The organism is Synechococcus sp. PCC 7336 (assembly GCF_000332275.1).
GTDB lineage: Bacteria > Cyanobacteriota > Cyanobacteriia > Thermostichales > PCC-7336 > PCC-7336.
This window is the reverse complement of the sequence record NZ_CM001776.1, coordinates 146314-159036: the sequence shown is the minus strand read 5'-3', so window position 1 is coordinate 159036 and position 12723 is coordinate 146314. Positions and strand designations below refer to the sequence as shown.

Below are 12723 nucleotides of genomic sequence, written 5' to 3'. Positions count from 1 at the left end.
GTTCGCGTGCTCTCCTCGACGCTTTCCTAAACTTCACGACGAGCCAAAATCGAGGCTGCCCTGGCGCACGGTGACAATTTGGGCAGCATCTAGCCAGCGGGCATCGAAATTGCCTAAATGCGTGGCAGTCACCAGAGTTTGAACGCGGTTGCCGATCGCATCGAGGAGGCGATCTTGGCGCTGCAAGTCCAGTTCTGCCAAAACATCGTCCAGCAACAGTAGGGGCGAGTCGCCCACGACCGTTTCAATCAGTTCCAGTTCGGCCAATTTGAGCGAGAGGACCAGCGTGCGCTGCTGCCCCTGCGACCCGTATTGGCGCGCGGGGGCATCGTTGACAATCAACTGAACGTCGTCCCGATGCGGCCCCACCAGCGATGTGCCCCGCAGCCGCTCGGCGGTTGTTTTTTCGGCGATCGCCTGCCAAAAGACATCCTCTACCTCTAGGGCGGTGGGGTTGGGTGTGGCGATCGCCACTTGCGGCTCGTAGGTCACCCTCAGAGTTTCGCGATCGCCACTGATGGCGGCGTGCCACTGGCTGGCAAGGGGCTGCAGTCGCTGCAGCAGTCGCGATCGCCGTCGAATCGCGCGGGTGCCGGTCGCCACCAATTGGGCATTCCAAGCCGCTAGAGTGCTTTCGTTAGGGACTGTGGGGGATTTGAGCAGGGCATTGCGCTGTTTGAGCACCTGTCGATATTGGTCGAGAATTTCGCCGTAGACGGGCTCCAGTTGCAGCAAAATGCCGTCCAGCCAGTCGCGGCGGGTGCTGGGGCTACCCCGGACTAAGTCGAGGTCGAGGCTAGAGAAGTTGACGGCGTTGAGCTGTCCGAGAAATTCTGCCCGCCGCCGCACCAGTTGGCCATCTACCCGCAGCGATCGCCGCCCTTGGGCGCGCAGGTCAATTGAAAGTTCGTGTAGGGTACCGTGGCGATCGAGCTCGGCGGCGAGCGCTCCTACCGGGTGGGTGTTTTGGACGAATTCGCGATCGCGGTTGGCTCGATGGGAGGCGAGTGTCGCCAACAGCTCCACGGCTTCGAGTAAGTTCGATTTCCCCTGCGCGTTATCTCCCACCAAAATGGTTTTTGGCGACTCGAAGGTGGCCAGTTGGTCGGTGTAGTTGCGAAAGTGGCGCAGGTGAAGCGATCGCAGATACAAGCCTCAGTCCTAAAAAACCTCATCCAAGCTTACGGCAGATAATGCCTGCAGGCGATCGTGGAGCTGACTGGCTGAGGTGGAGTCCAGCCGATCGCGTGCTATCTGGACTTTGGCTAAATCAGCATCGAGAAAGCTGGCATCTGCAGTCGGCTACCATCAGGTAACATGTAGTTTGTCAATACTGCTGTCTCGCTTCCCTCAACATTGGTTTGATATAGACTGGTTTTCATTGCAATACTCCAGACCGTTTTGAGGAAGGAGTGGAAAGAAAAGCTATCCACCAGTGGGGGATTTGTGAGAGGGTCCAACCATGGCTGTAAAAAAACTGAATTCTATGGATTTAGAGAATCCTTTCACCGGCACTTGGTACATTACTGAGATGGAGCTGTGGGGCGAAGACTATTTTAATATGGAAACACAAGCCTATGTAGAAATTCAGTCGAGTAATCGCGGAGACTTCCAGTACGGCAATCCGACGCCTTTAGATTGACGCTGCACCGGTATTTGAATTTAGCACTATCTGGCATTCATGTTCTCCACAAGATATCTTAAAACTCTTCTGATTGCTTTTGGAATCCTCCTCATCGTTGGGTTAAAAGTTTTTGGATCTTCAGCCGAACCCTGTAGCTATCATGCTGGGGCTTACGAAGACTTAAACCTAACCCAATTGTCAAACGAGCTGCAAAATACCGGCCTAATCGGCAGAGTTCACGGAGCGGCTGCCCCATCCCAACTTTATGTGATGTCGGTGCAAGAACCCGAAAATTTCTTCAATCGTCGAGAATTTTCTCTGTTAGCTCGAAATGGAGAAATTCAAACCAAGTTAAGCCAAATCAGTCGCCACGATCGCGTTTGTGTTCAGGGGTCTTTTATCCCCAATCCTAGCCCCCAAAAGCATATTCTGGTCAACGCTATACAAGTATTAGAATCTTGGTCGGGCTTAGATGGGTTTCCCGCGTATGAAAGAGGAGCCAATATTCCTGCTGAATTAGTCGATCGCACGAATTTTGTCGGCAAAGTCCACGCGATCGGAGAGGGCGGTCGAATCTTAGTCGTGGAATACAAAGACGGCGTCCTGCCCATCTTTGTCGAATCACCAGAGTACACGGAAGGGTTGTATCGCGGAGATATTATTCGACTCTCCTATCGCATCCAAGCTTTCCCCTCCAGACCGACACACTTAAAACTCGATCTCGAAACAGCACAGCCGATCGAAGTTCTCGATGCGATCGCTGATTGGCACGGACGCGAACAAACGTTAGCAGGCCCGCTGGTCAAATTCCCTCAAAGTCCGCAGATTCAGTTTGATGTCTATGCGATCGAGGTGCATACACGAGGAGTTAAACGATATTTTACCTTGGTGAATTTTGAAGATCTCGACGAGTTTCAAGCCATCCGCGATCGGCTGGCCGAAATCTGGGACGATCGTGCCGACAAGGCAATTTCCGGTAGAAACTGGCTAATTGAACCAGAGACGATCGTCGAAGTGAGAGGTCGTTCCAATATCTTGTCCCCCGAACAAGCAAACCCCCAAATTTTGCTCGACAGTGCCAACAAAATTCACCTCAAAATTACCAAATCTGCCCAATCGCAAGGTCTGAAATTTAATCCTCCAGATAGTTTGACCGATCGGGTCGCTCCTTAACAATGGAATGTGGTTTGAGATCTCTGGCTTCCCACCCCCTACGCGTTACATTATGATTGGTGTAAGATAATCTAGACAGTTTCTGGCAATACTTCGGACAGAATCAGGCGGCTATAGCCCCGTAGGCAAGCAGGTTCTGGTAGTTGGGATGAGATTTAATTAAAGTCGGCTTTAGCTCAAACATGGAAATAAATAAGTCTAAAAGAGGTTCGTTGAGAGCCAACCGTTTGTAAGAAGCTATGGAGAAGCTGAGCGGCTCATGGGTCGGCCGCTGCTGTTGCAAGGCGGTTTTGGCTAAATTCAGTGCCATGAGACTGGCATTGACATGAGAATCTAAAGCCTCGGAGGGCTACCAACTTACGCTCTTTTCCTGACTTGTTTGAGTCCTTGCTTGAGCAGATGGGCGAGTTACCTTTGCCCAGAAAATTTAGAAAAGGGACACGACCTCAAATGCCTGCCCCGTCTGCTGTCCCGGCTTAAGTGGATAGCCTCCTGAGCCCACCTTATTTGCAATTAATGTGAGCCCAAAATTGCCTTATTTGTAAGCCCTGCCGATTCTGTTTGCGAGCCGCCACACCTACCGAGCTGATGACGGGGAGCGCTCATCCACACTGGCTCAAATTGTTGGGGTTCCAACGCTTCCAAAGAGCGTCCGACCCCATATGTCTAGCCTGGTCATCCTCCCGTGATGGCCCGCTTTGTCGTGAAAGTGTTACCCCAAAATTCCCGATCTTGAACCGCGCCAAACTGGACGGATTAGCGTAGTTTTTGGGTCGCCGACTACTCAAACCCCGTTACTCTTTGAGGCATGGGAAGTTCAATAAAAGTTCGTTGAATTTTTCCTTTGAGAAAATATTCTTTAAAATATCTATCAACCAATGTACATCTTTTATTTGGCCTGAATCATAATCATACTGAATATTTGATATAAGAGTCAGGTATCGTTTTTTTATGTTAGGAAGAAGCTCTGTAAGAGCAAGTATAAATTCTTTGCTGCCTCCAATTAGAATAGTTTTATCACCTACTTCCAATGCCCATTTTCCAGATGAGGAAAGTAGTCGATAAAATGGATTGATATTGAAAATACTTTGATAAAAACAAGATTTATATTCACTATCTGAAGAATAAATTTCTTCTGAAATATCTTCTAGTGCAGGAATTTCGATGTAATGTCCCCATTCGTTGTGATCTTGTGAAGCATTCCTGCCAGGATACAGAAAATAAATACCTTCATCTCTGACTAATGATGCACAATAAAAAATTGCATACATCAATTCAATTTCTTCAATATTTTTAGAAGAGAATATATCCATTAAAATCCATTCATTTGTGCTTGATTTTATAGGTAAAGACCCCCAAGTTTCATCTAAAAAAAAGTCTTGAATGTGAATAGATGAACAAGACAGATATTCCTTTTCTAGGATATTTCGGGAAACTATCTTCATCTCATTCCTCTCACATGCCATGGTTCAATATTGGTCTCATGCCGAGATACGTGTAGAAACCTGCAGATTAGTGCTCAAAGCCTTATGGGATATGGCTTTGATGGATTCTTGCTCTACAGTGCTAATCTCACGTCAAAATCAACGAATTTACTGCGTTTCAGTCTATTTTACCGAGCTTTTTCCGAATAGAAAGGACTCTTGAATAAATAACTCAGGCTATAAGAAGAGCCTGAAATCCTTTCCTGGTATAGCTTTCAAGGATATCTGCATATTTAAGAAAACTGGAAACCTTTATCTGGCAAGGCTTTGAGGCTTATTCTACAGGTTTCTACACGTATCTCGGCATGAGGCCGTTAAGCCTGAAGTTTCAACCTCTTCTTCCCCGTAAGGGGATGGAAACTAAAAGGTCACCCGCTTACTTGACCCGAGTACAGCCCATTCCAATCCGAGTCTTAGTTCCGGTCCCTGCAAAGCTCCCATATTCCACCAACAGCCGTGCTACATTCCCCAACAACGGATCGACCCACCCCATCACCCGCAACGACACATTCCCTACAAATCCTGTCACCCGACTGGTCCCCACCACTAACGATCGCGACTGAATCCGATGCCGCGACACCGCCACCCCCTCCCCCAAAAACATCAACAACTCGTCCCCCCCCAAATACACTGGCGCAAACCGATTCCAGCGCTCCAACCAACTGCGAAACATCATCACCGGCACCGGTAAAGGCAAATAAAGCCGATTCTGGGAAAAAGTCGTCGGCGTTATGAACTCTAGATCGAGATACTTCAAAGGCTCTGGCTCTTGCGCCACCTTCTCCTGATACATCTGCTCGTAACTCGTCACATCCACTTCGCGATCGCCCACCTCAAAACATCCCCCCAACATCTCCAGGCGATCGCCCATCCCCAAATCTAAAATTGCCTTCGAAGACTCCCCCTGCAAGCCACACAAAGACAGCCAATAGTCCTGCTGCGGTTCAAATGTCACAAACTCCCGCGACAGCGAGCAGCGACCGACAATGCCCGAACAAGACGTAGACGGTACCGCCTCACTTCCCATCTCAATCCCCAGCCGCTTGTGCAACAGCCGGACCAACTCCAAGCCATAAGATTGCGGCAAAGAGACCGGCTCGTCCACCCTCAGCGGCCAAGTCGCCTGCACCAACACCTCAGAGTGCCTCCAGCTTGACCCAGGCGGGTACGAACCGGATCTCTCCCTGGGGACTGATAATCGTTCGACGAGATTTGGGGGCTTGAAATCCAGGCGCAGCAATCCCGCAAGTATCTCGAATCTGTTCTACCAAGTCCTCGGGCATCCCCAAATTAATCGTCGTCCCCATCAAGCCACTCCCCCACCCCAAGCGAAAGCTGTAGGGACAGTCTTTCTCGTAAAACTCCCGGATGTAGCCAAAATCCAAAGAACGATCCCGATCGTCGTAGTTATTCTTGAGCTCGCTCCAATAATCTCGCTCTAGCTCCCATTGGTCCTGCCCGAACTCCGCGCAGATCTGGAGCAAATCCTCGACCGATTCGAAGGGAAGCTGCATGTCGCGATTGTGGTGGAACCAAGCCAGCATCTCGGTATCTACCGCGAGGGTAAATTGGGTTCGCAAGTTAAAAATCAGTTCCGCATAGATAGATGCTCGGTACTTCGCTCTGGAGTTCTGGTAGTGGCTGGACACCAATACCTCCGACACCACTGGCAAATTGATAAATCCCGGCTTACGCCCCTGCCGCTCGACTTTCTCCTCCAGCAGCGGCTCTGAATCCGACACCGACACCGCCCGCATAATATCCGTATTCGGTCCCTGCCGCGCCTTCACCTCGCGATCGCCGTAGCTCAAGCCGTAATTGGTAAACAGCTCGTCCATGAATAGGTCGTCATCTGTTTTTTTTGCCCGATGCTTCAGCTCACCCATCGACTCTCTAAGGCGTTGCTCGATCGCGCTGGGACGTTGTTGTTGGGGCACTCGATAATACTCGGCATATTTGAGCAGACGATAGGCGATCGCGGTTCGAATCGCCCCTTTAATCGAAGAACCCGGAACGTAATGTCGCCAGAAGCCATCTCGAATCGCGGGGCGCAGATCGGTAATCTTTTGGGAGGTCTGTTTCAAGATGCGCCGGTTTTTCGGAAAGATCGCTTCGCCATCTGGCGCTCTGGCGGCTGCCCACTCCTTGCCCAGAGCATCCTCTAACAATGACGCAATCGGGTCGCGCGCCTCGACGCAACGAATGTACTCGTTCAAAAAGCCTCGCCGCTGGAGCTCTCGCGCCAGCAAATCCGTATCGGTCAAATAGACAAACTTGCCACTTTGGACGTACTCGTAAGGATTCAATTGTCGAACCGCCGAGCCAATGTGGAGGAAGCGTCCCGTTAGCCGCACAGTGCGGGAATCGGCGAGGTTGGGTTTGAAGATAGCAGTGCTAGGGGCGAGAGTCATACCAATTTTCGATAGAGAGGTCGTTGAAGAACTGGAAATCGACAATCAGATAGCGCAGACTCACCAATTCACCTCGCGACCGGGAGAAGGATCTCGGACGTTGGCAAACAGATCGTCGTCGGGGTCGATCGCCGAGGAATCGGCTTTCTGCCGGAATGCGCGATAGCCGTCCCAAAATGATTCCTCTCGAAAGGGTGAGGCTTGGGAGGCGGCCAGCCGTTTGTCGTCGTCGCTAGAGACCAGAATGCCAATGCGTTTGTCTGTGCCCAACAGCTCGACTGGATTGCCTTTGGCCAGTTCGTCGGCGATCTCTTTCCAGTCAGTTTGGATGCGATCGATCGAGTATTGCTCGGTCATCAGAATACCTCCCCGTTCAGCTAGCTGCTTTCAGTTTGACTGGCAAACTCACCGCAATGCCATTGCGGTAAATCGGATGGAGGGTGAATTGCTCGGGCGTCACATCCGCCAACTGCCCTTCAGGCTTCTGCGGAAAAACAGAGCCCTCCGCAAACATCCGCACCCTCTTTCGTCGCAACTGCCGCCCCGAGAATGGCGAGGCAATCCAGCCGCCCCGTTCTTGGATAGCGTAGCGAGCTTCTTCCCCCAACCAGCTCGACTGCAGGCCCGCTTGGTAGAACAGGCTCAGCAACGCATGGCGATCGGCCTCTACTTTGGGTTCCACCACTGCCTGCCAGTGCTCCGGCAGCTGCCAAGATTTCGCTACGCGAAATCGTCCGGCCCCACTGGAGCGCTCTCCACCGATCCCCTCTTCCCCCAACACCATCAGAGCCTGTCTCAGCTGCTCCTCCAATTCTGGCGATTCTTCGGGCAATTCTAAGAGAAAGTACAATCCTGCCAAGCTTCTGATGCCCTCATCGTTCCAGTCCTCTTCCCATACGTCCGCCAGCTCGGCCCCCGCCTCCCAAGCAAACTGGGTGTAGCCGGTGTGGTAGAAGTTGGTGGCGCGGGTGGTGCGATCGATCGAGACCTTGGGTAATTCGTAGGACTCAAAGGCATCGCCGTAGCTGAAGCATCCTGCTTCAAATAAAGACAGCGACGAACTCTCGGAGGGATTGTCGCTGTAGTGTGCGAGCTCTGCAGCATCGCTCGGTGTAAATCGCCCACCCTGATACCACCGCCGCCAGATGGGGAGGGGGAGGTAAGCGAGCTTTCGATAGGTCTTGGCGAAGGCGAGGTCGTTATCGGGATAGCCGTTGGGGCGTTCGACGAGTTTGGGTAGATAGTCGATGAAGCGATCGCCTTCTCGCCGATAAACGAAGGTCGAACTGACTCGAAAGGGAGGCGCTGGCGAGTGGTTGAATCGAGCCAGCAAGGCTTCTACCCCTTCCTTTTGGAAGATCTTGGCGTAGGCACTGACCCAAGCGCTGAAGAGGGTGTCAGAGCGCACCCGTTCGGAGGTTTGTTCGAGACCGATCCCCAATTCGCCGAAGTGGGTGGGGCTGCGGCCAAAGTTCAAACGAATTAATCTCCAGTGACTTCCCATCCCTAAGCATCGCCTCCCGGTAGGAGTCGTTCTCGGACTGCACCGGTCAGTTCGCCAAATTGCTGCAACAGGGCGGCAGTATCTGCCATCTCGAAAATGGGTTGTAAGAAATCCGCAGTTCCTGCCGTCACTTGGCGGTACTGCGCCACCCCCCGGTAATAAAACCGGAATTGCTCGAAGCGGACTTTGCCGTAGCCGCGCGAACCGTGTCCCCCGAGGGCGTCGTCTTCGAGAATGGCAAGGGCGATCGCCAGGTTGTTCAAGTCTTCGATGGCTTGGGCTTCGTCCTCCACGGTGTAAACCATCTCGAAGCGGAACTTAGTTCCTGCCGGGATGCGCTCCACTTGTCTCGGGTTGGCGGCGGAGGTAATGCGATCGATGCCGTTCTCGAATTTCCATTCGGTCATATACAAGCCGGTATCGATCTTGGCCAGTTGCTGCGCCGATTCGGGCAGCAGATGGGCGTCGCGCACGATTAAACGCGCTGGAGAGTTACGGCCTTGAATGCAGGTGTACTCTTCTCCTTTGATGGCGGTCTTGGGCGCGTTGACGGGAGCTAATTCTTCCTCGCGGGCAATCTCAGAGGGAATCCAGCATTTAGAACCGCCGGTGGAGCCAAAGACGCGGCTGACGGTACAGGTTGCCGCTCCTTCATAGGCAACGTAGACTTCGGTGCCTAGCTCGGTGTAACCATCCACTAGATCGTCACTTTCGTAACGCCAGATTTTATTGCCAACGCGGTTAAGGGGCTTGTTGAGCAAGCGTTCCAGAATTGCTCGCAGCTTTCCTTTAATGGACGAGCCGGGTAGGTAGGGTTGTTGAGTAATCGGATCGCGAACAACCAACTTGTCCACCCCGCCGATCTCGAGGGTTTCACCGCCTCCACCGATATGCAAGCCCGTCTCTACCACTAACGTGCTGGTGACGCGCAGTTTTCCGAGTAAAGCTTTTTGGGGTCGTTCGACAACGGTCATACTTATTTGCCTCCCTCGGCTTTGTGATAGGCGATGGTGGATTCGATCAGTTGAACCAAGCGTTCGAAATCCTCCAGGCTGCGGACTTTGTCGATGGCTGCTGACATGACATCGCTTAAGGGTTTCGCCGCTTTTTGTCGAGCCGCAGCGTAGGCGAGTTTTGGCTTGAGCAGGACAATATCGGTTTCAATATTGGCAAATAGGGCGGCATCGTCCCTGGCATTGCCCGCGCCCGTCTCGCCGCCCGTCAGTTGAGCTTTGAGACGGTTGATCGCATCGAGGAACTTGCGAATTTGGTTGGTTTCCAGAGGTTGATTGCGCAGGTACGGACCAAATGTGGCGGCATGTTCTACGAGAGTACGGATGTTGTAGGTATGCAAGCCGTCTTCGAGACCCTGAATTGTGGCAATCATTTGGCGATCGATCCTGTCTGACGGGTTGCGATCGGATGGCTGATGCCGATCGTGTTGGCCTTTGCCGGATGATTTGTGGACGGGTTTGTTGGGTCTACTCATGGGTGGGGATTCCCTTTACTGAAGCAGTTGAGCGATTGAGAAGGTCTAGCCAGGTGGCGATCGCGCGAAAGTATGGGGCGTTGTACGGGCTTTTTAGGGATGTACTGATGTCATCGAAGCCTTGCGCGTTTTTGACCGCGTTGGGAAGCCGGGAGAGGGTGTAGGCAACTTTCGGTAGGTGCAGGAAATAACGGATATCGCGACGGTGCTCGACGTCCTGCTTGTCTGCGCTTTCCAGCCACTTTTCTTGTAACTGGGCGGTGGCGAGGAGATTGCGAACGAAGCCTTTGGAAGTGTCGGTGCCTAGCAGTTCTTGCAATCGCTCCACGAAGGGTAGAACCCCAAACAAAGCCAGCGAGCTGTCGTCGCCGATGTAGGTGCGGATGTCTTCGGGGATGCTGTCGATCGCTGCGACTTTGCTATCGAATTCCCCCAGCCATTCCCGCCATTTAAAGACGCGATCGAACAATCCCAAACTATCGCGACCGTTGCCTTTGGCGTTGCTTTCAGCCCGACCGGAATCGGCTGCGGATTGGTAGAGGGGATACTTGGGCAGGCTGAGGCTGATACCGCCGGAAAGGGTGATGTCGGGATGCCAGCCGGTGAAGGCTCGAAAGCTCTGGTAGACATCGAAGGCGAATTCCACGACCCGATCCCAGGCTCCACTGACGAACAGATCGTCTCCGCCTGCGTAGATGAAGAGAAGTTCCTGACGGGGTTGCTTGGTGATGCTGCGAAAGGGTTGCGTATCGGCAAGGTCGAGGAAGTTGCGAGCGCGGAATGCGGCCAAGCTGTTGAGATAGACCTTGAAAAAATAGCTCATTTGCCGCGAGAGTCCCGCCAGTCTGGGCAAGGTGTAGTGCTCCCCCAAGCCTTCGGCAAATATCTGTCCCAGTCGATCGACGTCCATGCGCAGGTGACCCACCCGCTGAATGCCTGTGGCTCGTTCTGCCATTTCTGCGGCAGTCATAACGCCTGTTTCGGATGCGAGGGCGGTTCTTTCTCCGTAGTTGCCCAGCAGCAGGGGGGTCGGGTTCTCGAAATGGGGGAATTTGTAGAGGGAAAGATCCCAATTGTTGATGAGGTAAACGGTTTGGGGTTCTGGAGGGATGGCTTTGGCGTTTGGGAAAAGATAGTAGTAAGTAGCGCGATCTTTTGAAAAGATTTGGATGTAATTCTGCTGATTGCCTTGGGGGGAGACAGACGAGCGAACTAACGCCCCCACATCCAAAAGCTGGCCCCCCAGTGCAAACATCTTTCGACAGGTGGGGCAGGCATCGACGCCATCTTCGCCGTCGAGGGGTTTCAGGGTTTCAATGTCGTCTCGGTGACAGACTTTACAAGGCTCGTGGGAGGCCGATATCGCTAAGAGGCGGTCGAGTTGGCTCTCGAATTTGCGGCTTTTTTGGAGGCTGAGTTGGGCGATCGCGCCTTGCCAGCTATTGGTAAAGGCTGGGGTGGCGACAGTTTCTGTCTGAAATGTCTGCTGGGCCAAGCTTAAAAAGACTTTCCCTTGAAATTCGTCGAAAAGCCAGGTGTTGAATTCATCCCGAATGGCGGCAACGGTGGAGGCTGTGAAGTCATTGGCGGGTGCCAACAGGTAGAGGTTGCCGCCGCCTGCGTAGAGGGTGTTCGATCTCGGGAGGTTCAGGCGGATGGATAGTTGCTGAACGATTTCTTCGGTCACGAGTTCCAGCGTGAAGCTGCGGGCTCGTAGGGATTTAAGGGCTCCGTCGGAGGCGATGGTGTAGATGAAGTCTTGGATGCCGGAGAGGTCGCCTGCGATGAGGCTGAGTTTGGGGGCGTCGGGGGTGTTACCGAGGCTGGAGGCGATCGCGGCTGTGGTTTTGACGAGGTCGTAGAGGGCGATGTCTGGCTGGGTATAGCTGAGATAGGTGCCGTATTTTTCGAGGAACAGCATCAGATAGGGGAGGTTTTGCCAGTCTGTTGGGGTCAGGGTGGCTAGGGCAGTTTTGATGTCTTGTTTGAGGGTGTCGAGTTCTGCTTGTAAGGGGGGTTGGGTTGTGGGGTAAGGGATGGCTGGGGATGGGTTGGGGCGATCGCTTGGGGGGGTGGCGATCGCTTGGGGAGGCCAGTAGTGGTTGCAGGGCTGGGTTTGGCGAAGAGCGATCGTGTCGAAGATGACTTTGAGGGGGCCGATGGTTGCGTTAGGGAGCCATTGGGTGAGGTGTTTGGTGGTTTGGATGGCGCGATCGGCGTTGGGGGGTACGGGTGATGGTTGGTGGGCTAAGGGGGTGTTGGCCCATTGTGCGAGGTTTAATAGGGCTTGTTGAAAGATATTGAGGGCGATTTGATGGGATATTTCGGTCATACTGGGAGCTTTCCACGTTCACTTAGGACCGGAGAATAAATGATGCGTATTAAAACATAGGGCTGGAGGTAGACGTAGTGACCTCCAGCCCTATAGCTAAACTAGCCTGAGTTTAAAGTAATCTCGATTTCGAGGCCAGTTATATGGGAATACTTGAGCTTAAAACCCAAGCTTCGGTGAAAAAACTTGACTAGCGTATCAGCCGCTATTGCAACTAGCTCGTTGATTGGGGAATATTTCATTTTAGACTCTCTTTGAGGTGGTGGACAGACGGGCTTAAATAAGTAGATGTTGTTCTAACTAAGCAAAGGCAACATAAGTTACTCCTTGAATCTTGAGGACGTGCTCCTAGCATATCATAGGCTTTTCCGAATGCATATCTTGGGACAATATTCCGAGCAGTACTCAAGGGGTCGATATAGCGATCCTACGTCAGCCGTAGACGACTTGAGGGCTGAAACCCAACGCTGGCAAGGACTCAAATTTATAACTCATCTAGGATTGCTATAGCAACCAAAACTCTGTCAAGCTATGAGATAGCATATTCTTATTCAATGTCAGCTCCAGACCTAACCTTGAGAAAAATCAATAATCCTACGGACCCTTACCTCCGCAATCTTTACAGACTTGGCCCAAAAACTTTCCAGACTGTTGCTGGAAGACCTATACTCGATCTTAAGTAGGTGCCAAAAACTTCCCCTAGCGG

At 52.3% G+C, this 12723-nt stretch carries 11 protein-coding genes and 1 pseudogene; 2 read left to right on the top strand and 10 right to left on the bottom strand.

Translation table 11 applies throughout. The annotated features are described in order from the left end of the window. Positions 1-33: 33 nt before the first annotated feature. Positions 34-1152, bottom strand: a complete 1119-nt coding sequence (gene recF / locus SYN7336_RS00790) for a DNA replication/repair protein RecF (protein WP_017324005.1) — start codon at positions 1150-1152, stop codon at positions 34-36. A gap of 310 nt (positions 1153-1462) precedes the next feature. Here recF and SYN7336_RS23825 point away from each other — a divergent pair, with 310 nt between their 5' ends. Together SYN7336_RS23825 and SYN7336_RS00780 are read left to right on the top strand one after the other, a co-directional pair. Then, the gene (locus tag SYN7336_RS23825) at positions 1463-1642 is read left to right on the top strand and encodes a hypothetical protein (protein ID WP_038025648.1); all 180 of its coding nucleotides are present in this window, start codon (positions 1463-1465) and stop codon (positions 1640-1642) included. 177 nt (positions 1643-1819) lie between these two features. Continuing rightward, positions 1820-2797: a hypothetical protein gene (locus SYN7336_RS00780; protein ID WP_193789869.1), complete on the top strand. Its 978-nt coding sequence runs from the start codon at positions 1820-1822 to the stop codon at positions 2795-2797. Between the two features lie 103 nt (positions 2798-2900). On the opposite strand, the pseudogene SYN7336_RS00775 reads toward SYN7336_RS00780, so the two are convergent. From SYN7336_RS00775 to cas10, 9 genes and pseudogenes are all read right to left on the bottom strand, one after another. Next, a pseudogene (locus tag SYN7336_RS00775) lies at positions 2901-3143 on the bottom strand (IS4 family transposase); the annotation flags it as partial. A 448-nt stretch (positions 3144-3591) separates the two neighbouring features. Next, entirely contained in the window at positions 3592-4242 is a 651-nt protein-coding gene (locus SYN7336_RS23820; protein ID WP_156819961.1) for a hypothetical protein, read from the bottom strand. Positions 4243-4657: 415 nt separating this feature from the next. Further along, positions 4658-5410 carry a CRISPR system precrRNA processing endoribonuclease RAMP protein Cas6 gene (gene cas6 / locus SYN7336_RS00765; RefSeq protein WP_227498573.1) on the bottom strand — a complete coding sequence of 251 codons (753 nt, stop codon included), beginning with the start codon at positions 5408-5410 and terminating at the stop codon, positions 4658-4660. A 7-nt stretch (positions 5411-5417) separates the two neighbouring features. Then, positions 5418-6692 carry a type III-A CRISPR-associated RAMP protein Csm5 gene (csm5, locus tag SYN7336_RS00760; protein WP_017323999.1) on the bottom strand — a complete coding sequence of 425 codons (1275 nt, stop codon included), beginning with the start codon at positions 6690-6692 and terminating at the stop codon, positions 5418-5420. Positions 6693-6752: 60 nt separating this feature from the next. After that, complete coding sequence (locus tag SYN7336_RS23815; protein WP_017323998.1) at positions 6753-7049, bottom strand: hypothetical protein; 297 nt, start codon at positions 7047-7049, stop codon at positions 6753-6755. A 16-nt stretch (positions 7050-7065) separates the two neighbouring features. Further along, positions 7066-8169 (bottom strand): type III-A CRISPR-associated RAMP protein Csm4, encoded by a 1104-nt coding sequence (csm4, locus tag SYN7336_RS00745; protein ID WP_017323997.1) that lies wholly within the window; start codon positions 8167-8169, stop codon positions 7066-7068. A gap of 29 nt (positions 8170-8198) precedes the next feature. Further along, positions 8199-9170, bottom strand: a complete 972-nt coding sequence (gene csm3 / locus SYN7336_RS00740; RefSeq protein WP_017323996.1) for a type III-A CRISPR-associated RAMP protein Csm3 — start codon at positions 9168-9170, stop codon at positions 8199-8201. A gap of 2 nt (positions 9171-9172) precedes the next feature. Continuing rightward, complete coding sequence (gene csm2 / locus SYN7336_RS00735; RefSeq protein ID WP_017323995.1) at positions 9173-9685, bottom strand: type III-A CRISPR-associated protein Csm2; 513 nt, start codon at positions 9683-9685, stop codon at positions 9173-9175. Beyond that, a complete protein-coding gene (cas10, locus tag SYN7336_RS00730) occupies positions 9678-12017 on the bottom strand; it encodes a type III-A CRISPR-associated protein Cas10/Csm1 (RefSeq protein ID WP_017323994.1) in 2340 nt (779 codons plus the stop codon). Before cas10 ends, csm2 begins: the two co-directional genes overlap by 8 nt. Positions 12018-12723 lie beyond the last annotated feature (706 nt).

Excerpts from the sequence above, each read along its gene's own strand:
- csm3 (WP_017323996.1), bottom strand. The coding sequence starts at position 9,170 with ATGACCGTTGTCGAACGACCCCAAAAAGCTTTACTCGGAAAACTGCGC.
- csm5 (WP_017323999.1), bottom strand. The coding sequence starts at position 6,692 with ATGACTCTCGCCCCTAGCACTGCTATCTTCAAACCCAACCTCGCCGAT.
- SYN7336_RS23825 (WP_038025648.1), top strand. The coding sequence starts at position 1,463 with ATGGCTGTAAAAAAACTGAATTCTATGGATTTAGAGAATCCTTTCACC.
- cas10 (WP_017323994.1), bottom strand. The coding sequence starts at position 12,017 with ATGACCGAAATATCCCATCAAATCGCCCTCAATATCTTTCAACAAGCC.
- csm2 (WP_017323995.1), bottom strand. The coding sequence starts at position 9,685 with ATGAGTAGACCCAACAAACCCGTCCACAAATCATCCGGCAAAGGCCAA.
- SYN7336_RS23820 (WP_156819961.1), bottom strand. The coding sequence starts at position 4,242 with ATGAAGATAGTTTCCCGAAATATCCTAGAAAAGGAATATCTGTCTTGT.
- SYN7336_RS23815 (WP_017323998.1), bottom strand. The coding sequence starts at position 7,049 with ATGACCGAGCAATACTCGATCGATCGCATCCAAACTGACTGGAAAGAG.